Annotated in this window: 21 protein-coding genes and 1 riboswitch; of the genes, 4 read left to right on the top strand and 17 right to left on the bottom strand. The window is 42.8% G+C overall.

Features of this window, described 5'->3' with window-relative positions:
• Positions 1-81: 81 nt before the first annotated feature.
• Positions 82-864: an enoyl-ACP reductase FabI gene (locus V514_RS0103785; RefSeq protein ID WP_029498414.1), complete on the top strand. Its 783-nt coding sequence runs from the start codon at positions 82-84 to the stop codon at positions 862-864.
• A gap of 153 nt (positions 865-1017) precedes the next feature.
• Here the strand turns inward: V514_RS0103785 and nikC are convergent, their stop codons facing one another.
• From nikC to V514_RS0103750, 7 genes are all read right to left on the bottom strand, one after another.
• Positions 1018-1899 carry a nickel transporter permease gene (nikC, locus tag V514_RS0103780; RefSeq protein WP_051392423.1) on the bottom strand — a complete coding sequence of 294 codons (882 nt, stop codon included), beginning with the start codon at positions 1897-1899 and terminating at the stop codon, positions 1018-1020.
• Positions 1900-1910: 11 nt separating this feature from the next.
• Positions 1911-2915 carry an ABC transporter permease gene (locus V514_RS0103775; protein ID WP_029498412.1) on the bottom strand — a complete coding sequence of 335 codons (1005 nt, stop codon included), beginning with the start codon at positions 2913-2915 and terminating at the stop codon, positions 1911-1913.
• A gap of 112 nt (positions 2916-3027) precedes the next feature.
• A complete protein-coding gene (locus tag V514_RS0103770) occupies positions 3028-4638 on the bottom strand; it encodes an ABC transporter substrate-binding protein (RefSeq protein ID WP_029498410.1) in 1611 nt (536 codons plus the stop codon).
• A gap of 11 nt (positions 4639-4649) precedes the next feature.
• The gene (locus tag V514_RS0103765; protein WP_029498409.1) at positions 4650-5651 is read right to left on the bottom strand and encodes an ABC transporter ATP-binding protein; all 1002 of its coding nucleotides are present in this window, start codon (positions 5649-5651) and stop codon (positions 4650-4652) included.
• Positions 5626-6633 carry an ABC transporter ATP-binding protein gene (locus V514_RS0103760; protein ID WP_029498408.1) on the bottom strand — a complete coding sequence of 336 codons (1008 nt, stop codon included), beginning with the start codon at positions 6631-6633 and terminating at the stop codon, positions 5626-5628. The genes V514_RS0103765 and V514_RS0103760 overlap by 26 nt, the downstream gene beginning before the upstream one ends.
• A gap of 308 nt (positions 6634-6941) precedes the next feature.
• On the bottom strand, positions 6942-8096 hold the full coding sequence (locus V514_RS0103755) for an MFS transporter (RefSeq protein ID WP_029498407.1): 1155 nt from the start codon (positions 8094-8096) through the stop codon (positions 6942-6944).
• 102 nt (positions 8097-8198) lie between these two features.
• Positions 8199-9518, bottom strand: coding sequence for a C40 family peptidase (locus V514_RS0103750; RefSeq protein ID WP_029498406.1), 1320 nt, complete (start codon positions 9516-9518; stop codon positions 8199-8201).
• 117 nt (positions 9519-9635) lie between these two features.
• Between V514_RS0103750 and V514_RS0103745 the strand changes: the two genes are divergently transcribed.
• From V514_RS0103745 to V514_RS0103735, 3 genes are all read left to right on the top strand, one after another.
• Positions 9636-10214, top strand: a complete 579-nt coding sequence (locus V514_RS0103745; protein ID WP_029498405.1) for a metallophosphoesterase family protein — start codon at positions 9636-9638, stop codon at positions 10212-10214.
• Positions 10215-10274: 60 nt separating this feature from the next.
• Positions 10275-11165 (top strand): LysR family transcriptional regulator, encoded by an 891-nt coding sequence (locus V514_RS0103740; RefSeq protein ID WP_029498403.1) that lies wholly within the window; start codon positions 10275-10277, stop codon positions 11163-11165.
• Between the two features lie 117 nt (positions 11166-11282).
• On the top strand, positions 11283-11840 hold the full coding sequence (locus V514_RS0103735; RefSeq protein ID WP_029498402.1) for a biotin transporter BioY: 558 nt from the start codon (positions 11283-11285) through the stop codon (positions 11838-11840).
• A gap of 138 nt (positions 11841-11978) precedes the next feature.
• Here V514_RS0103735 and V514_RS0103730 read toward each other — a convergent pair whose 3' ends face one another.
• The 10 genes from V514_RS0103730 to V514_RS0103685 all read right to left on the bottom strand — a co-directional run bounded on the left by V514_RS0103730 (position 11979) and on the right by V514_RS0103685 (position 21399).
• Positions 11979-12197, bottom strand: coding sequence for a hypothetical protein (locus V514_RS0103730; RefSeq protein WP_029498401.1), 219 nt, complete (start codon positions 12195-12197; stop codon positions 11979-11981).
• A gap of 58 nt (positions 12198-12255) precedes the next feature.
• Complete coding sequence (locus V514_RS0103725; RefSeq protein ID WP_029498400.1) at positions 12256-12840, bottom strand: ECF transporter S component; 585 nt, start codon at positions 12838-12840, stop codon at positions 12256-12258.
• A 174-nt stretch (positions 12841-13014) separates the two neighbouring features.
• A riboswitch (FMN riboswitch) is annotated at positions 13015-13148 on the bottom strand.
• A 137-nt stretch (positions 13149-13285) separates the two neighbouring features.
• Positions 13286-15076, bottom strand: a complete 1791-nt coding sequence (locus V514_RS0103720) for an ATP-binding protein (RefSeq protein WP_029498398.1) — start codon at positions 15074-15076, stop codon at positions 13286-13288.
• Entirely contained in the window at positions 15066-15785 is a 720-nt protein-coding gene (locus tag V514_RS0103715; RefSeq protein ID WP_029498397.1) for a response regulator transcription factor, read from the bottom strand. Before V514_RS0103715 ends, V514_RS0103720 begins: the two co-directional genes overlap by 11 nt.
• 72 nt (positions 15786-15857) lie before the next feature.
• On the bottom strand, positions 15858-17045 hold the full coding sequence (gene ccsB, locus V514_RS0103710; RefSeq protein ID WP_029498396.1) for a c-type cytochrome biogenesis protein CcsB: 1188 nt from the start codon (positions 17043-17045) through the stop codon (positions 15858-15860).
• Positions 17032-18615 carry a cytochrome c biogenesis protein ResB gene (locus V514_RS0103705; protein ID WP_035944206.1) on the bottom strand — a complete coding sequence of 528 codons (1584 nt, stop codon included), beginning with the start codon at positions 18613-18615 and terminating at the stop codon, positions 17032-17034. The genes ccsB and V514_RS0103705 overlap by 14 nt, the downstream gene beginning before the upstream one ends.
• A gap of 8 nt (positions 18616-18623) precedes the next feature.
• The gene (gene resA / locus V514_RS0103700; protein ID WP_029498394.1) at positions 18624-19151 is read right to left on the bottom strand and encodes a thiol-disulfide oxidoreductase ResA; all 528 of its coding nucleotides are present in this window, start codon (positions 19149-19151) and stop codon (positions 18624-18626) included.
• A gap of 97 nt (positions 19152-19248) precedes the next feature.
• Positions 19249-19983: a pseudouridine synthase gene (locus V514_RS0103695; RefSeq protein WP_029498393.1), complete on the bottom strand. Its 735-nt coding sequence runs from the start codon at positions 19981-19983 to the stop codon at positions 19249-19251.
• Positions 19984-20060: 77 nt separating this feature from the next.
• The gene (gene scpB, locus V514_RS0103690; RefSeq protein WP_029498392.1) at positions 20061-20651 is read right to left on the bottom strand and encodes an SMC-Scp complex subunit ScpB; all 591 of its coding nucleotides are present in this window, start codon (positions 20649-20651) and stop codon (positions 20061-20063) included.
• The gene (locus V514_RS0103685; protein ID WP_029498391.1) at positions 20623-21399 is read right to left on the bottom strand and encodes a segregation/condensation protein A; all 777 of its coding nucleotides are present in this window, start codon (positions 21397-21399) and stop codon (positions 20623-20625) included. The genes scpB and V514_RS0103685 overlap by 29 nt, the downstream gene beginning before the upstream one ends.
• Positions 21400-21448 lie beyond the last annotated feature (49 nt).

The raw sequence follows: 21448 nt of genomic DNA, 5'->3' as shown, positions 1-21448 counted from the left end.
GCCCTACAAATTGGTTGTAGGGCGTTTTTTTTTATGTTATATTAGTATCAGGTACTAACAGTAAGTTACATACAGGAGGCCATTATGGACATTTTACAATTAAAAGATAAAAACGTAATCGTTATGGGTGTTGCCAATGATCGCAGCATCGCCTGGCATATTTCAAAAGCGTTATTTGATGCCGAAGCACATATTATTTTCACATACCGTAAAGAACGTTCTCTTGCGAAATTAACAAAACTTTTAGCAGATTATGATGACAGCCGTTATTCTGTCGTGCAATGTGACGTTAATAGCGACGACAGCATGACCGAAGCATTTACCGGCATCGGCGAAACATACGGCACAATCTACGGCTTAGTGCATTCTGTAGCATTTGCACATGCAGAAGATTTAAAAAATCGCTTCGTTGAAACGTCGCGCGAAGGTTATGCATTCGCACAAGATACGAGCGCATACTCATTAATTAAAGCGGCCAACCTCGTACGCCCTTATATGACAGAAGGCGGCTCGATTATTACAATGAGCTACTTAGGTGCTGAGCGCGTATTAGACGGTTACAACGTTATGGGTGTCGCAAAAGCCGCATTAGAAGCAAATGTCCGCTACCTTGCAGGTGATATCGGTCAAGACAATATCCGCGTCAATGCGATTTCAGCTGGTGCTATTAAAACATTAGCAGCAAAAGGCGTGCCATCATTTAATAAAATTTTAAACAAAATCGAGGAATCAGCGCCACTACGTCGTAATATTACAGCGCAAGAAGTAGCGAATATGTCGGTTGTGATGCTAAGTGGTTTATCAACAGGTGTTACAGGTGAAGTCATTCACGTAGACGCCGGTTACAATATTTTAGGTATTTAATTAAGCGTACAACGTGGCTTGGACATACGTGTAAAAATACCATCTCAGATGAGCATAAGAAAAACCGGAATTGCGCGGTGACGCGATTCCGGTTTTTCGTTGCGAACGCTAAAAAAGAAATATAAAATGTTTTGTCTCAGCCTCTCTTTATTTTTAATTTTTCATTTTCGGATCCAACGCATCGAGCAGCCCGTCACCCATTAAGTTAAAGCCTAATACCGTTAACATAATCGCAATCCCTGGGAAAATCATCGTCCACGGGGCATTCACTAAATAGACGCGCGCATCGGCTAGCATTTTCCCCCACTCCGGTGTCGGAGCTTGTGCGCCAAGACCGAGGAAGCCCAGCGCCGCCGCTTCAATAATCGCCGTCGCAATCGCGAGCGTTCCTTGCACGATAACAGGGGCCATTGAATTCGGCAAAATATGGCGAAATAAAATCCGGGTATCTTTCATACCGATTGCTTTTGCCGATGTAATATATTCCTCTTGCTTAATGCTTAAAACTTTCGAACGAATGAGTCGACCGAAGTTTGGAATGTTAACAATCGCAATCGCAATCAATGCATTTTGTAGTGATGGCCCTAGTACCGCAACAATTGAAATCGCCAGTAAAATACTCGGAAACGCCAACATAATATCAAAAATGCGCGAAATAATCGTATCGACCCAACGCCCATAATATCCGGCTAAAATGCCGAGTAAACTACCGACGACAATCGAGCCAATAACCGAGAAAAAGCCGACCCATAACGAAATACGTGCTCCGTACAACACGCGTGAAAAAATATCGCGCCCAAAATCATCGGTGCCAAACCAATGATCGGCAGATGGCGGCTGCAAACGCTCCGTTAAATTTTGTTCATTAATGCCTTGTGGCGCAATAAGCGGTGCCAAAATGGCCAATATAATGAATAGCAGTACAATCCCGGCACCTATGAGGGATATTTTACTTTTCTTAAAGCTACGCCAGGCATCACGCCACGGCCCTGCTTCATTCGTTTTCACTTCCGTAAGCGTTTGTTCTGTAGCCATCGAAATCCCCCCTAGTTATATTTAATCCGCTTGTCCACGAAGCTATATAAAATATCGACAATTAAATTAATTAAAATAAATAAAAACGCAATAATTAAAATACCTGCTTGAATTACCGGATAATCTCGGAAACCAATCGCATCGTAAATATAGCGACCAACACCCGGCCAACTAAAGATAGTTTCCGTTAAAATCGCGCCACCAAGCAACAAACCTGTTTGTAGACCAATTACCGTTAACACCGGAATAATCGCATTTTTTAGCGCATGTTTGTAAACGACTAAAAAGGTTTTTTGACCTTTCGCACGCGCCGTACGAATATAATCCGAGCGCATTACTTCAAGCATACTCGAACGCGTCATACGCGCAATAATGGCCATCGGAATCGTCGCTAATGCGAGTGCCGGCAATATTAAATGTTTTAACACCTCGACAAATTGATCGAAGCGCCCCTGTACGAGCGTATCAATTAAATATAAATGCGTAATCGGTTCAACCGGATTTCGTGCATCTTCACGCCCTGAGGTTGGCAGCCAATCAAGCTGAATTGAGAAGCCCCATTGAAACATTAGACCAAGCCAAAAAATTGGCATCGATACACCAATTAGCGCGAGCACCATCGCCGTATAATCAAACCATGAATTTTGGAACCACGCCGAAATAATGCCCGCATTGACGCCAATAATAATCGCCAGCACCATCGCACAAAACGCCAACTCAATCGTCGCCGCCAAATACGGCCAAATCTCTGATGAAATCGCTTCGCGCGTTCGCATCGACGTCCCTAAATCACCGCGCAGTAAATCGCCCAAATAATGCACATATTGCACATACCATGGGTTGTCTAATCCTAAACTTTCGCGCAGCGCCTGCACGGCTGCTTCGGTCGCTTGTTGACCTAAAATCACTTGCGCCGGGTCTCCTGGAATCGCTCGAATAATTAGAAAGACAATAAACGTCATCCCAAGCAATACCGGAATGAGTTGTAATAAACGTCTACCTATATAGTTCAACATTGGCTGTCACCTCTCATGTAAAAGAGGATGCCTTACGTGATGCATTTACACTGGTTGATGGCAGGCATCGACTCAAACGTAAAGGCCGGCACTGTACGACACCCCCTTATTATTAGTTCACTTCAATTGTGTCAAAAATATCTGAACCCGTTGGATGTGGGTGGAAATTTTTGATTGTGCTCTTGCCTGCTAACAGTGGTGTTGAGTAAGCAAGTGGTACCCACGGCGCTTCATCATGGAAGATTTCTTGCGCTTTTTTGTATAGCTCATTACGCTTCTCTTCATCTGTTTCCTTTTGCGCCTCTAATAACAATTTATGTGTTTCTGAGTTTTTGAAATACGTGTAGTTGTTACTACCAATATTTGATTCATCTAATAATGTGTACAGGAAGTTATCAGCATCGCCGTTATCACCGGTCCAGCCTAATAAGAACGCATCCGCTTCCCCTTTAGCCGCTTTTTCAAGGTACGTTGCCCATTCATATGTGACAATTTTCGATTTCATACCAACATCTTCTAAATTCTTTTGAATCGCTTCGGCAATTTTTTGACCGTCTGGCATGTATGGACGTGGTACAGGCATCGCCCATAACTCGATTTCCTTGCCATCATAGCCTGCTTCTTTTAATAATTTTTTCGCTTTTTCTGGATCATATGGGTATGCTGAAATTTCTTCGTTAAAGCCTGATACTGCTGGTGGCATTGGATTTGAAGCAATATCCGCTTTGCCTTCATAAAAGGCATTTACAAGCGCTTCTTTGTCGATAGCATAGTTCACCGCTTGACGCACGCGCTTATCATCAAATGGTTTACGCGTTACGGTCATACCTAAGTACCCAACATTTAACGATGGACGTTCGATTAACTGTAGGTTTTTATCCGCTTCAATGCTCGCTGAATCTGACGGGCTAATGCCTGTTGCTAAATCGATTTCACCTGTTTTTAACGCATTCAAACGCGCCGAGTTATCTGGAATTGATTTAAAGACTACTTGATCCATTTTTGGAAGGCCTTCTTTCCAGTAATCCGCATTTTTTTCAACTGTCACACTGTCATTACGCTTCCACGATACAAATTTAAATGGTCCCGTACCAACCGGATTATCACCAAATTTGTCGCCTTCTTTTTCAAATGCTGTTGGTGATGCGATACCAAATGGGCTCATCGCTAAATTTTTTAAAAACGGTGCTTGTGGGTCATTTAACGTAATAATAACCGTTGACGCACCATCCGCTTTGACGTCTTTAATAACCGCTGATTTTTCACCTTTAAAGCCACCAAACATCGATTGATAGTATGGGAATTTTTCGGCGTTACCATTCATCCAGCGCTCAAAGTTTTTCACGACCGCATCGGCATTGAAATCCGTACCATCATGGAATTTGACGCCTTCTTGTAATGTGAACGTATACGTTAAACCGTCATCAGATACTTTCCATTCCTTCGCAAGACCTGGTTGTAATGTCGTATCTTGCTCCCCAAAACGAATTAATGTTTCAAAAATATTTTGTGTTACGGCAAATGACTCGCCGTCGGTCACCGTAATCGGGTCAAGTGATACCGAGTCGCCGCCACGACCAAAGATTAACGTACCGCCACCGTCGCCACTGCTATTATTGTCTTTGTTATCGCCAGATGATTTGTCATCAGAGCCGCCACATGCTGCGAGTATAATCGAGACGAACATCGCGAGCATAAACACCAATAAACTTTTTTTCTTCACAAAAATCCCCCCTAATTTGATTGTTTTATATCATTGTGATGTGCGTCATTATAAAGATGGCACGCCACAGAATGACCTGGTTTGACTTCTTTAAATATGGGTTCTTGCTGTGTACAAATATCCATTTTAAACGGGCAGCGCGTATGGAATGTGCAGCCGCTTGGTGGATTGGACGGACTCGGGATATCGCCTTTAATCAGCTCCGCCTCGCGCTTAAAGTCTGGATCTGGAATCGGCACCGCGGCGAGTAGTGCTTGCGTATATGGATGTAGCGGCTCTTCGTAAAGACTTTCGCTACCGGCAAGCTCAACGATATGCCCTAAATACATCACGCCAACACGATTGCTAATATGGCGCACGACACCTAAATCATGCGCGATAAAAATATACGTCAGCTTAAAGTCGCGCTGTAAATCTTGCATCAGATTTAGCACTTGTGCCTGTACCGACACATCAAGTGCCGATACAGGCTCATCGGCAATTACGAGCTTCGGATTCGTCATAAGCGCCCGCGCAATCCCGACACGTTGACGTTGCCCACCAGAAAATTGGTGTGGATAACGTTTCGCATGAAAGTCACTTAAACCAACCGTATTTAGGAGCGATAACACGCGCGCTTTACGCTCTTTTGCATTGCCAATACCATGAACGATGAGCGGCTCTTCTAAAATTTTGCCAATCGTGTGGCGCGGGTTAAGTGACGCATACGGATCTTGGAACACCATTTGAATATCACGCCGCACCGCGCGCAACTCTTTATTTGATAATTCTGAAATTTCACGCCCCGAAAACGTAATGCGCCCGGCTGTTGGCTCTAATAAACGCATCAACATGCGGCCCGTCGTCGATTTTCCACAACCAGACTCTCCAACAATACCGAGTGTTTCGCCTTCATAAACGTCAAATGACACATCATCAACGGCTTTCACTTGACCAACCGTATGCGTAATCAGACCTGCTTGAATCGGGAAATATTTTTTCAACCCTTCAACTTTCAATAACGGCTCGCTCATTGCGCATTCCCTCCTCACTCAAAAAGCATCGTGATTTATGTTGCGGTGAGACAACGTACAGTTCAGGCTCTTCAATCGTACAGCGCTCAAACGCAAATTCGCAACGCGCCGCAAAACGACAACCTTGCACTACAGAGCCCGGCTTTGGTACGTTACCAGGAATCGCATAAAGTCGCTGCTTTTTATAACGCATATCAGGAATCGACTGAATAAGTCCTTGTGTGTACGGATGTTGCGGACTTTTAAAAATTTCATCGACTAAACCTTCTTCAACGATTTTACCGCCATACATCACGACGACGCGCTCGCACGTTTCAGCGACGACACCTAAGTCATGCGTAATCATCATAACGGCCGTATTCAACCGGCGATTTAAATCTTTCATTAGCGCTAAAATTTGCGCTTGAATCGTCACATCAAGCGCTGTTGTTGGCTCATCAGCAATTAAAATATTCGGGTCGCATACGAGTGCCATCGCAATCATGACACGTTGACGCATGCCACCAGACAATTGATGTGGATAATCTTTAAATAATTCCTCTGCACGCGGCAAGCCGACTAATGTCATCATCTCAATCGCACGCGCGCGGATTTGCTTTTTTGGCCAATCTTTATGATGAATCGAAATCGCTTCCGTTAATTGATTGCCAATTGTAAACAGTGGATTCAGCGAAGTCATCGGTTCTTGGAAGATCATCGCAATATCTTTTCCGCGAATTTTCCGCATCGCTTTTTGAGAAAATGTCGTTAAGTCTTGTTCTTTATACATAATTTCGCCGCCGGTAATTTTACCCGGTGGTGATGGAATAAGTCCCATAATCGACAACGACGTCACACTTTTGCCGCATCCCGATTCACCAACGACACCTAAAATCTCACCTTCATAGAGTGAAAACGACACGCCATCAACTGCTTTCACCGGTCCGTCATCTGTAAAAAAAGTCGTTTCAAGCTCGATTACGTTCAATAATTCTTTCTTCAAGATGATTTTCTCTCCTTTCTGTTGTTTTTAAAAACTATTTTTCACTATTTTATAAGCAAATAATAGTAAAAGGCAATACTTTTCTTCTATACCTTTAATTATCTATTATTCCTTTTATTACCTAACTTCTATTTTGTCGCTATATTTATTTACAGAAAATATATGATTTTTAAAAGAAACAAATCATTTTCGTTATATATTGTTTTAAACTTTTTCTAAAAAGGAATATTTTTCTAAAAATAGGGTATTTAAAAAAAGACGCAAACAAAAAGGCACCGCTAAAGCGCGCTGCCCTATTGTGAACTTCCTTATAATTCTTTCGGTTTTTTCCAAGCTAGTGTAATCAGGAAACTAGCACCTAGTACAACCATCGCAAAATAGTATGGTAAATGTACTTCGATATCAAATAATAAACCTGCAATCGCTGGGCCGACAATATTACCGACGCTCGTAAACATCGAGTTCATGCCGCCAACAAAACCTTGTTCATTGCCCGCAACTTTCGATAAATAGGTCGTCAATGCGGGACGAATCAAATCAAATGTTAAAAATACGACAATCGTTACGAAGAAAATAATCGCATATGAATTGGATTTAATCATGAAAATCATAAAAATAGCTGCAATCAACATGCTCACACGAATCAAATTGATTTCACCCATTTTACGTGTTAAGCCATCAAATAAAAACAGCTGGAATACAGCACCAACGATACCACTCACCGTCAGCAACATCGCGATGTCGCCCGCTGAATAATTTAGTTGATGATCTAAAAATAGCCCATAGACCGTTTCGTATGTCGCGAGGCCAAATGACGAAATAAAAATAATGACAAATGGAATCGCAAATTTTGGCAATGCGAGCTTCTTCCATGGTGTTGTCGCATTTTCTGATTTGTCGTTCGCAGTATAATTGCTTTCTTTTAAAATAAAGAATGAACTAATCGCACCGACAAAACCAAGAATCGCCGCCACATAAAATGGCATACGCGTATCAATTTGTGCTAAAAAGCCACCGATACCAGGCCCTAAAATAAAACCGGTATTAATAACGGCCGACACGAGCCCCATTGCTTTTGAACGTTGCTCAATCGTCGTAATATCGGCCACATAAGCAGTCACTGCTGGCATAATAAATGCCGCACTAATGCCACCAATAAAGCGCGCCGCATACAGTACGCCAACATGTGTCCCCAACGCAAATAATAACTCTGAAAAGCCAAAAATAATCATGCCCATAACAATTAATTTTTTACGGCCATAACGGTCAATCCAACGCCCGGCAAGCGGTGAAAAAATTAATTGTGTAATTGAGAACGCCGACATCAAATACCCCATCGTCGCGCCACTCAAATTCATTTCATTCATTAATGTCGGCATGACCGGCACAATTAAGCCAATGCCTAAAAAGACAATTAATAAATTGGATAATACAATCCAAATAAGTGGATTAAATCCTCGCACATTATTCCTCCTTACTAAAATCCTTCCTTCATCGTACGCTAGTCACTACGCGCATGCAATATTAAAAAAAGAGCAAGCCGCTAAGCTCACTCCGTACAGGCATTAATTAACGCCGGCAAACCGACCGTAACCAACGATATATTTACTCCAATGTCCTGCTAGTTTATCAATTGTCACACCGCGATTTTGCGCGTTTAACATGCGACCGTCCCCTAAATAAATCCCGACATGCGCGACCCCTTTACCGTAACTAAAAAATACTAAGTCGCCCGCTTTCGCTTCACTCGCACTAATTTTTGTTGAGGCAGCATATTGCTGTGCCGCCGTTCGCGGAATCGAGACATTATTTTGTTTAAAGGCCCAACTCGTTAAACCAGAGCAATCAAACCCCGTCGATGGTGTGCTACCACCCCACACATAGCTTGTGCCTAAATATTTACTCGCCTCGGCAATAATGCCTTTTGCTGTCGTACTGCCGTCAACAGTTGGTGTCTGTTGGTCTGCATCGGTTGTTTTAGCGCCAAAATTGACATTCCCAGCATTGCCACCGGTCGTCGAAACACTTGCCTCGTCAGCGTTACTAGTCGCATCGGTCGTTGACGTTTTTTGCGGCGCTGGTGTTGGCGTTTGCTGCGCCTGCTGCTGTGCTTGTTGTTGTGCTGCTTGCGCTGCTGCCTGTGCCCGCTCCTTAGCAGCCGCTTGTTGTTGCGCTTGTTGTGCTTGTTGTTGCGCTTTTTTAACCGCTTCTACTTGCTGCTGTTGCATTTTTTTCAATTTTTCCGCTTGTGCTGCTGCCTTTTTCCGTTCACGTGCTAATTGCTCTTTTTCTTTTTTCGTGGCAATTTTTTCTTTTAACGCTAAAGACTGCGCTTTGTTTTCGGCACGTTTGACGGTCATATCTTCATATTGCTGTTGCATCATTTGAAATTGTTGCTCATGCGCCGCTTCTTTTTCAAGTAATGTCGCATGTTGTTTTTTTAGCGTCGATGCCTGCTCATGTTGATGCGTACGCATCGCTTCGTCCGCATCAATAATTTTTTTCACCGACAATGTGCGCGTCACTAAATCCGTAAAGCTATCAGCTCCAACAAATGCCTCGACATATGGACTAAACGTCGAATCTTGCGCTTGGTACGCCGTCATACGATTGGCGATAATTTGTCGGCGCTCGCGCAATTCATCATTCGTCACAGCGATATCTGCCTCTAAATCAATCATTTCCTGTTGTAGCGCTTCATACGTCGCCACATATGTATCAAATTGCTTGTTCATATTTATCATGTCTTGCTCGAGCGTTTTGAGCTCTGCATCGATTGCTTTTTTATCTACCGCTAGTTCTGTTGACGTTTTCGCCTCGGCTTGCACCGAATATAATGGTGCTGTTAATAGCGTTGCCGTCAGCAGGAACACTCGTTTCTTCATCGTTCACAACTCCTATCTACCGTTTATCATAGCATAATTAAACCCTCAAAATTCCGTTAGAACATAGCCGTTATGGTACAATTTAATTAACGATTTTTAGAAAAGAGGTCCTTTCGCATGAAATATGCCCTAATCGGCGATATTCATTCTAACATCGATGACTTAGAAGCTGTTTTCAAACAAATCTATTCAATGGAAGAAACGCCAATGATTATAGGCATGGGCGATTTATTTGAATGTACAATCGGCAAAAAGAAAGTCGCTAAATTAAGCGCCCCGCTCACGCTTGCCGAAGCACAGCTCAATCCACCGGCCTTTGAACAACTTCTCACGTTCCCATCTATTCGCGGCAATCAAGAGGAACGGATTATGCGCGCCACCGGTTTAACACGTTACAATCATTTACCACAAGAAATGCACATTGATGGTGCGCGCCTAATTCACGGTCATCAGTTTGACTGGACGCGCGCTTGGCAACCGATTGCGACACATTCAGCCGCTGATACACTCGTTTTTTTCGGTCATAGCCATGATTCGATGCTTTACCGGAAACAACGTGCGAAAAAAATAACGTTTGGTACACCAATCGTCTTAAAAAAGAAGAAATACGGTATTAATGTCGGTTCTGTTGTCGATAATAGAGAATGGGTACTATACGATTCGGTAGCACGTACGGTGACATTCATGAAAGCTTGATTTCTCGTAGTAGTTTCCATATCATGATAGTAACAACAAGCTTCATATGGAGGTAATTTTGTGGAATGGCAACAACTTGAGTATTTTCAAATGCTCGCAAAAATTCAGCATATGACGAAGGCCGCTGAAAAATTATCGATTTCTCAGCCAGCGCTTAGCCGCTCGATTGCGAGATTAGAGGATGAGCTTGGCGTCCCACTGTTTGAACGACAAGGTCGCTCCATTCATTTGAATCGCTACGGTGAGTTATTTGAGCGTCGCGTCGAGCGCATTTTGAATGAATATCAATTAGGGCTAAAGGAATTACAGCAACTTGTTGATCCGAATCATGGCGAAATTTCACTTGGCTTTTTACACACGCTTGGTACAAATATCGTACCAGACTTAATTCGTCTCTTTAGAAAGAACCATCCAGACATTCACTTTTCATTAAAACAAAACTACACACATTTACAATTAAAGCATTTGTTATCAGGTGATTTAGATTTATGCTTGATGGCTAAAATGGACGTGCCTAAACCTATTCTTTGGACGGAATTGTGGCGCGATGAACTCTTTGCAATCGTCCCAAGCGAGCATCCATTATCTAAACGCACGAGCATTGCAATTCATGAATTAGCCGATGAAGCGTTCATTTTAATGAAGCCCGGTTATGCACTGCGCTTACAAGCCGATGCACTATTTGAACAAGCTAACTTCGAGCCGACCATTACATTTGAAGGCGATGAAGTATCGACCGTTGCCGGCTTTGTCATCGCCGGACTAGGCGTATCCATTTTGCCAGACGGTCTTGAAATCAATCAAAAAGGCATTTCAAAACTTCATATTACCGGCATGACCGCAGAGCGCGTAATCGGTATGGCTTGGTCTGAAGGACGCTATTTATCACCAGCTGCTCAAGCGTTCCAGCAATTTATTTTCGATTACTTTAATAAAGAACAACAATCGTAATGTAAAACACTTCCTTCACCGGAAGTGTTTTTAATAGGTAAACTAAAATAAAAATAAGTTGACTTAAAACCCTACTTTCGCTATGATAAAAACAATTAGAACGAAGGGGTGTCGTTTATGCAACATAACAAATTAAAAATGTGGATTGTCTCTGCGCTATTCGCCGCAATTATTGCGATTTTCGCGCAAATCACGATTCCATTACCATTGATTCCGATTACCGGCCAAACATTAGCTGTCGGGTTAGCGGTGACTGTGCTTGGCTTACGTTACGGAACATTATCAGTATTATTATACATATTACTAGGCGCAATCGGGTTACCTGTTTTCAGCGGCATGACAGGTGGTATCGGCATTATTTTAGGCCCAACAGGTGGCTATATTGCTGGCTTCCTCGTACAAGCAATTGGTATGGGATTGTATTTCGAAACGTTTGGGTATTCAAAAACACAAGCCATTATCGCCAATATTTTAGGGATGTTTATTACGCTCGCATTCGGTACCGCATGGTTGAAAGTACTCGCCGATTTAACATGGATGAAAGCCGTCTTATCGGGCACTGCTCCATTTATTATCGTTGGGTTACTAAAAGCCGTTATCGCCGGTTGGGTTGGTGCGATTGTACGCGAACGTTTAGTTAAAATTCGTTTACTTGAAACAAAAGTCGCATCTTAACAAAAGAAGCTGGGACAAAACATGTCATTTTCCTTTTTTAGCGTTCGCAACAAAAAACCGGAACCGCGACACAGCGCGATTCCGGTTTTTCTTATGCTCATCTGAGAGGGTGTTGTTACACATATGTCCCAGACTCTTTTAACGTACGATTAGTAAAAAAATAAGTGTCGCCAAGCTCATAAAAACGAGCGCGATAATCCGGTAGCGTCGCAGCCACAATTGAACCGTTAAAAACACTAACACAATGATGACAAGCCATTCAATTGTATCGCTAAGAATCGGCTCGGTCACGATGACATCGACAACAATAATCGCAATGAGTGTGGCAAGCAGTAGATAACGTATAACTGTTAGCATATCCAACCTCCATGATATAAAAAACGAGAGCCGTACGTATGACGGCTCTCGTTTTTACTTATTTTCCTAAATGGACACGTTGCTGTTTTTCAATCCAAACGTGCAATACTTTAAAGAGCACGATAACAACAGCTGTTAGGATAGCTCCTTTTAAAATGTTAAACGGTAAAATCCCGATAGCGATTGATTTTACGAGTAACGCACCTGTTTCAACAGGGATATTTAAGAAATAGTTATACATTGGCATAAAGACGAAGTAATTAAGTAAGCTCATTCCGATTGCCATTGTCAGCGTACCAGCGACCAAACCGAATGTTAATCCTTTTTTCGATTTTATACGGCGTTGGATAAAGTACACTGGCATAATGAATAATAACGTTGTTACAAAGTTCGCAATATGTCCGACTGGCACACCTGTTGGACTTCCTTGCATAAACCAGTTGATGACGTTTTTGAAAAATGCAACGCCAATGCCTGCGACTGGACCTAATGTCACGGTTGCAAGTAATGCGGGCACGTCACTAAAGTCAATTTGCAAAAATGCAGGAAACGGTGGTAGTGGGAATTGGAACAACATTAGTAATGCTGCGATTGCTGACAGCATCCCAACAGCTGTCATCTTTTGTAATTTCGTGTTTTTCATGTGTCAAAGCACTCCTTTTGTGCGATTCACTTCACAAAAAGGAAAGGATCAGCTTCGTTACTTGTCATTGCCGTTATAAAAGAAAACCCTTATGTGCAAGTCGCAACATAAGGGAGAATAAGGCATCGTCAAATAAGCGACTTAATAGCGAAAAAACTCGATTAAGTGCTGTACCTTCACCTTCTCCCATCCAGACTATACTGTCGGCTCCAGAGTCTCACTGAATCAGCGTTTTACGGCTCGCGGGCTTTAAACAACATCGTTTATTTACCGCCGGTCGGGAATTACACCCTGCCCCGAAGATGAATCATATTATTTTTTTTACACCCTTATCATACATAACAACGAAACATTTGTAAAGCGTAAATACTTTAAATTCGAGATATTATTTTTCAAGACTTAAATTTAGCCAGAAAAAAGAGGCGGGAGCGAGTCCCTACCTCTGTTACATTTCTTCTAATGGTAAATAGAACATAAATGTCGTACCCACATCTACCGTACTTTCTACTAAAATACGACCTTTATGTGCCTCGACAATATTGCGGGCAATCGCTAGACCAAGACCTGTTCCCGCTTTGCCACGCGTCCGTGCTTTATCAGCTTTATAAAAGCGCTCAAAAACATATGGCAAATCTTCTTTTGGAATGCCGGCACCATCATCTTGCACGCGAATACGCGCAAAATTCACTTGCTGGTCGACCAATACTTTCACATGACCGCCATGTGGTGTATGGCGAATGGCATTATCGATTAAGTTCGTTAACACTTGTTCAATGCGGTCCTCATCAATCATAAGCGTCGCCTCATGATTAAAGGCTGTTTCAAACGACACGTCAATGTCTTTTTCTCGACCACGTTGGACAAATTTTTGCGTAATGCGCTCGAATGTCGCATTAATCGGTCGGATGTCTTCGTAAAGCGTAATATTGCCTGATTCCATACGCGCTAAGTCAAGTAAATCATTGACTAAACGCCCCATCCGTTGTGATTCGTCATAAATGATACGAATAATCTCTTTTTGCTCTTCTTCATCTTGAACGATATCATCAACAATTGCTTCTGCATACCCTTGCAACATCGAAATCGGCGTACGCAGTTCATGCGACACATTGGCAATAAAATCTGAGCGCAGTTTTTCAAGGCGATGCTCCTCTGTCTGATCGCGAATGACCGCCACCGCGCCGCGCACTTTATCACTTGCACTGTAGAGTGGACTAATCAAAATAATATAATAGACGCCGTCGATTTCAAGCTCTTCTTGCAACTGCTCTTCTAGTTCTAACACGTGATCGAGCATATGATACATTTCAATCGGTAGCGGCTTTTCGCTATCGCCACCTTTATTAATAAACCAATCTTGCAGTAAGAGCTCTGCCGGCGGATTGCTTAACAACACAGTGCGGTCTTTATTAAACGTAATCACCGCGTCGGTCATCGACGTCAAAATACTTGAAAGTTGTTCTTTTTCTTGATTGATGACTTCAACGTGATGTTTAAGCTGACGCCCCATTTGGTTGAAGGCCGTGCCGAGTTGTCCGATTTCGTCATTTTGCCACATCGGCACTTTCGTATCAAACTTCCCTTTCGCTAAATCAAACGCCGCTTGACGCATTTTACGCAGCGGGCGCGTAATACGCGACGACAGGAAAAATGAAAACAACGTCGTTAACACAAGTGCAATCGCAGCCGATAAAAAGACAATTTTCGTCGTTTCCTCAGTCGTACGATGAATAGCATCGGGACTTTGATAAATATAAATGACGCCATGCTCAGCCGACGTCGTTTCAATCGGGTATGCCATGACGATATACGATTCTTTTTTATTTTTATCAGTCGCTGATGGCAACATCATCTCTTTAATGACCGGGCTCTTCGACGTAAATGCCTTATTTAAGCTCTCGGACTGTGTAATTTCATCACGAATCGCTTGTTGGTTTTCGCCAGACTGCAATGAAATCAACACATCACCAGGCTTTTCAGCAACGAGCGCATTTGTTTCGTCGCTAATAATATCCGCTAAAATGCTTTTTGTTTCTTTTAATGAGTAATGGTGGTCGTCCATAATGCGCGCGACGACGGCCGCCTCTTGATTCAATGATTTTTCAGCTTGTTGTGTATGGTAGTTGTTTAGAAATTCAAGCATCAGTACCGTAAAAACAAACAGTACAAATGAAACGAGAAGCAATATGGTTCCCCATAGCTTCCCGACAATACTATTCCAAACGTTAATCTTCATCTACAACCTCAAATTTATAGCCAACGCCCCATACGGTAACAATCATCTTCGCTGCGCTTTCTGACACGCGATTTAACTTTTCACGTAAACGTTTAACGTGCGTATCGACTGTACGAAGATCGCCAAAGAAATCATAATGCCATACTTCTTTTAAGAGCTGCTCGCGGTCAAATACTTTGTCCGGTGCTTTCGCTAAGAAGTAAAGCAGTTCATATTCTTTCGGTGTTAAGTTCACTTCGGTACCATCTGCTGTCACGCGGTGCGCATCATGGTCGATTGTTAAATGTTTAAAGACGACTAAATCTTTTGATGAGGCAGTCGCTGAAATCGGTGAAGTGGTCGCTGAACGGCGTAAAATCGCTTTAATACGCAGCACGACTTCACGTGGGCTAAATGGTTTCACAATGTAATCGTCCGCACCCGTTTCAAAACCTTCAACGCGGTTTGCTTCTTCACCTTTTGCTGTTAACAGCACGATCGGCGTCGCTTGGGTTTCGCGAATGGCCGCGCATGCTTCTAAGCCATTCATTTCTGGCATCATAATATCTAACACGATGGCATGGTAATCACGGGTTGAAGCCATTTCAACAGCTTGCACACCATTTTCACCTTCATCGACCTCGTACCCTTCTCGTTCTAAATACATTTTTAATAAACGACGAATGCGATCCTCATCGTCTACTACTAAAATTCTGATTTGCTCTTCCAAGCTGATCCCTCCTAGATTGCGATACTTCTATTGTACAATTACCCTTTCAAAATGAAAAGGAAAGAAAGTTGGCTACTCCGCATACGAGTGTAAACCAGCAATAATTAAATTCACAGCGATTAAATTAAACATAATAATCGCAAAGCCGCCGACCGCAAGCCATGCTGAACGCTTGCCTTCCCAGCCGCGCGACAGCCGTAAATGTAAAAATGAAGCGTAGTACAGCCACGTAATGAGCGCCCATACTTCTTTTGGATCCCAGCCCCACATACGGCTCCAAGCTTCCTGCGCCCAAATCATCGCAAAAATCAATGCGCCAAGCGTAAATACCGGGAAGCCGATTAATACTGAGCGATAACTCATTTCGTCAAGTAATGGCAGCGATGTTTTTTGCACGAATGGCTGACAAACTGCCGCCAACCGTTTGCGGAACACAAGACGCAACACGCCGTATAACAACGTCCCAGCGAGCACCGACCAAATCACGGTCGTCAGTTTTTTCGCATTAATCCATGCCGGTGTTGCAGCAAGCGGTTCCATATGGCCGGTCGTTTGTGCTTCATATTGATGCATACCAATAAGCGGTGGTGTGGCATACGTAATCGACGCCTGTTCCCCCTCTTTATCGACATAGGTATACGTCGCCTCGTAGCCGGTCATATTGAAGTACGTCGTGACCGCCACAAAACCAATGACGACAACGAGCGTATACATAATAAATTCTAGCCAAAAGCGTTCCATCGAGCGCTTCTTCAAATCAATCACTTTCAATAAATAAATGAGACCACTAAAAGCGCTAATTGCTAAAATCGCTTCACCAATGACTGTCGTTAAGACGTGAATCGTAAGCCAATAACTTTTAAGCGCCGGAATAAGCGGCTCGACTTCACTCGGAAACATGCTGGCATACGCAATAATAATAATGGCAACAGGCAACACAAATAAGCCGAGCGCTGCGACGCGGTAGAGCGCATACAAGAGTAAAAATGCACCGACAATAAACATCCCAAATGCCGTCGTAAACTCAAACATATTACTTAGCGGTACGTGTCCCGTATAGAGCCAGCGCGTTAAAAAATAACCGACATTCGCTAAAAATCCGAGAACAGTCACGATGACAGCCCACAGTGCAAAACGTTTATGCGAACGTTGCTGTTGCTGCTTTTTATCATGCACCGCTCCTCCAAATAATAAAGTCGCGACTAAATAACATAAAAAGGCCGTAAATAATAATGTACTACTGACGCTAAGAAGCATCATCGTCACCTTCCTTTTCTTGCTTATCATGAAACGCATTAACATGTAGTTGTTCGCTCACATGACGAAGCTCTTTTTTAAACGCAAAACCGGCTTTATTCGCATGGGCTGCGAGCACAAAGCCTTGTGCCGTTTGTTTCACCCAGATGCGACGATGGCTCATATACGAACCAATCATTAAGCCGCACATAAAGATAATGCCCCCAACAAGTAAAATCGGCATCGTCACATCTTTACGCACTTTAAGACCGGTAATATCACGCGTTTCGGCTGATTTAAAAGTCATCTTATAACGCGTTTCGCCTAGTGGTTCAGTCGTCTTTTGAATTTGGGTGAAGCTCGTTTCGCCTTGCGGTGTTTTTGGCGTATACATCGTAAATAAAAAGGCTGGATTGTTTGGATTTGGAGACTTCGTATGCGGCGCACCGTCCCCATCAAAGCCATCAAAATCTGGATAATAGCCGTCTAATGTTACACTCGCCCCACCGTTTAACGTATAACGTGGTTGTGGATTCGCTAAATCAATCGTCACATCGCCGAAAGAACGCCCAGACGTTTTATCGTTTAATTGAAAGGTCATCGTTTTTAATTCATCAAGGCGATAATCCATTTGATAAAGTGCATAGCCGTCAAACTTCGCTGGATGATTCACTTCAATTGATACATCGCTTACTCGTTCTAAGTTCGCTGTATCCCCCGCTAACAACTCGCCCTTATAAAGCGTCGCCTGCGTTTCATATTTTTTAGCGACTGAATTGACAGCATCTTCTACGCGTTCACCGTCATATGTTTCTAATATAAACTCATTATTTTTCACATAATACCCTGGTGCTCCTGGAATGGCAGTCGTATCGCCTTCGCGCACCCACATTTCCTCGTCGACATAAAAGCCCGGTACAAGACGCAACATAATGCCGCTTAAAAAAATAATTAAGCCGACATGATTAATATACGGCCCCCAACGTGCAAAGCGTCCCTTTTCAGCAAGCAAAGAATCGCCATCTGTGCGCACGCGGTAACGTTTTTTCGTTAAGACAGCTGTCGCCTCGTCAAACGTCATCGCATCTGCTTTGACCGTTAGCGTAAATCGTTGGCGCTTTAAAAAATTGTCATGCTTGACGACATGTTGATTGTAAAGCGTTTTAAAAAGTGGTACGCCACGGTCAATACTCGCAATAATAATCGACGCAGCAAGCGCTAACACGAGCGTTTGAAACCACCATGAATTGTATAAATACGCCAAACCGATGTCGTAATACAGCGTACCAAATACACCATACCCTGCCGTATACGCTTCACGTTCGGACGCAAACTTAGATGTATCAACAAACAACACTTGCGGCAACAATGTACCAAGTGCCGCTGCAACGAGCGTTAACACAATTAATAACACGCCAAACTTCACATTCGCAAACAGCGCCCAAATTTTATCGATGAATGTTTTCTTTTTTGTTTTTGAACGAATAACCGCGCCATCATAGCGCATATCTAGGTCGGTCGTTAATGGTTTCCCGCAGCGTTCACATAGTTGTGCGCCGCTTGCATTTTTATGGCCACAATCACATTGCATCATTCTCACCTCTATTTTGGTTGAATCATCGTCATATACTGTTTAATATCTTGCTCGGTCATTTCCCCGGTAATGATTTTGACGATTTCGCCGTGTTCATTAATGAGCATCGTCGTTGGCAATGGCTCGATATTATATGTACGCACGACGCTTTTCGTATGATCAATGGCAACCGGGAACGTCATATCATATTGTTGTACAAATGTTTTTACGGCATAATCCGATTCGGCGACATTAATCGCAAGCATCTGTACGCCGCGGTCTTTGAATTGTTGATAGTATTTGTCAAATGCCGGCATTTCCTTTTTGCATGATTCACACCACGTCCCCCAGAAATTTAAGACGACGCCTTGCCCTTTATAGTCCGCTAGCGTTTGCTGTTTGCCATCTAAGTCTTGCAACGTAAAGTTCGGCGCCATATCGCCAACTTGTAAGAGCGCGTGTTGCTCTTTTGTTACCGCGCTATAAATCGTATAGACAATCGCTACAGCAAGCACCACAATAATCGCGCCGCGTATCCAAACTCGCTTCTTTTTCATGCTGGCACTCCCCCTACGCTATCATAGCGCGTAATTATGTACAAAAAATGAAGAAAAGCGGATAAAATCGACACTTCGACTTTATCCGCTCGTTTTATTATTTACCGATTTTACCTGTTTGTGCAAGCGCGCGAAGTTGTTTTACTTCATGCGGCGTTAATTCACGCCAATCACCAGCATTTAAGCCGTATGTTGTTAAGAAACCAAATTGCTCACGTTTTAATTTACTTACGCGATAACCAATCGCTTCGAACATACGACGCACTTGGCGGTTACGGCCTTCATGAATTGTTAATGACACGATTGATTTGCCTTTTTTCGCATCAGCTGAAATAACACGCACTTTTGCAGGCGCTGTTTTACCATCTTCTAGCATAACACCGCGCTCTAATTTACGGATTTCTTCACGTTTAATCAAGCCGTTGATTGTCGCAATATATGTTTTTTCAACATTGTATTTTGGATGCGTTAACACATTCGCAAACTCGCCATCATTCGTTAAAATAAGCGCGCCTGTTGTATCGAAATCAAGACGTCCTACCGGGAAAATACGCTCCGTTACTTGTTTGAATAAATCAACAACCGTATCACGACCGCGGTCATCTGTTACCGCTGAAATCGTATTACGTGGTTTATATAGTAAGAAGTAAACTTTATCTTCTTGTTCAATTTTCACATTATCCACTTCGACGCGGTCTGTTGGCGTTACTTTTGTGCCTAATTCGCGTACGACTTTCCCATTGACCTTTACTTGGCCATCTAAAATTAATTGTTCTGCTTTACGGCGCGACGCGATTCCTGCATGCGCAATTACTTTTTGTAAACGTTCCATCATTAAAAAACCCTCTCAATCGTCTCCCGACGGTATTGTATTGCTTGTACTACTTTACAAGATTTTTCACCAAAAAGCTATTTTGTTTGCGTAAAAGCTTCTTGGAATTTCGACATAAATAAATCTTGTTCTTCATCTAGTTCAAATTCTTCCACTTCAAGCGGCGGTAAATCTTCGACGCGATTCAAGCCAAAATAGTTTAAAAACTCGCTTGTCGTGCCATATAAAATCGCGCGTCCTGTTCCTTCGACGCGGCCAATTTCTTGAATTAATAATTTTTGATTTAGCGTATGCAGTGGACGCTCACATTTTACACCACGTAAATCTTCAATCTCCACACGCGTAATCGGTTGCTTATACGCAATAATTGCCAACACTTCAAGCGCCGCCTGTGACAAGCTTTGCACCGGTGGATTTTCAACAAGCTTTTCAATCACTGCAGCATTTGTCGGTTTTGACACAAGCTGATACGTCCCGGCAAGCTCTTTTAACATAATGCCGCGCGTATCATCATTGTTATAGCGCGCCATCAGTTCGCTGAGCGACTTTTGCACGTCAAGCGGCTCGCTATCTGTCAATTGCGCTAACTGATGTAACGTTAGCCCGTCCTCACCGATAACAAACAATAAACTTTCTATATTACTCATCAATGGTGTCAAATTGTTCATCGTCGATGTCTCCCTTTCGTAGTTGAACAAAAAGTTGCTCAAAGTTTTGCTGTTGCTCTACCGTAACGATTTGACGCTTCATTAATTCTAATAACGATAAAAACGTCACAACAAGCGTTTCGCGGTCGTCGGCTGAAAACAGCTCATGAAACTCGGCGCGCCCATGTAGCGACTTTAACGTCTCAATAACGGTTTGCATTTGTTGTTTTACCGTGAGCCCTTGCTTCGCTACACGCGTCGTGAGCGGTGCACGCATTTTTTTACGTTTCAGCATTTTTTGGAATGCCGCGACCATATCATAGACGTTGACTGACAACTCTAGCTGCATTTGTTCGTCTTGCATATATTGCGACAAATCACTTGGCGGACGCGTATACATTTGTACGCGCTCCTCCTCACGCTCCTTCAATTGGAATGCCGCTTCTTTAAACTTACGATATTCAATTAAGCGCGCCACTAATTCATCACGCGGGTCAATGTCATCAACTTCTAACTCAATATCATCGAGTTCCCCTTCATGAATGGGCAATAGCATTTTACTTTTAATTTCAAGCAACGTTGCGGCCATCACTAAATATTCGCTCGCCTCGTTCAGTTCTAATACTTGCATCGCTCGTAAATGCTCCATATACTGAGCAGTAATCTCTTTCATTGGTATATCATATATATCAATTTCCAAGCGGTGAATTAAATGTAATAATAAATCAAGAGGTCCTTCAAAAGCATCCAGCTTTACCTCGTAAGACATACACATCATCCTGACAAAAAATAGATTCAATCTAAAGTATAGAGGAAAG

This window comes from Kurthia huakuii LAM0618 (genome assembly GCF_000505545.1).
Taxonomy (GTDB): Bacteria; Bacillota; Bacilli; order Bacillales_A; family Planococcaceae; genus Kurthia; species Kurthia huakuii.
Note: the sequence above shows the minus strand (reverse complement) of the source record. Positions and strands in the feature narration are given on the sequence as shown.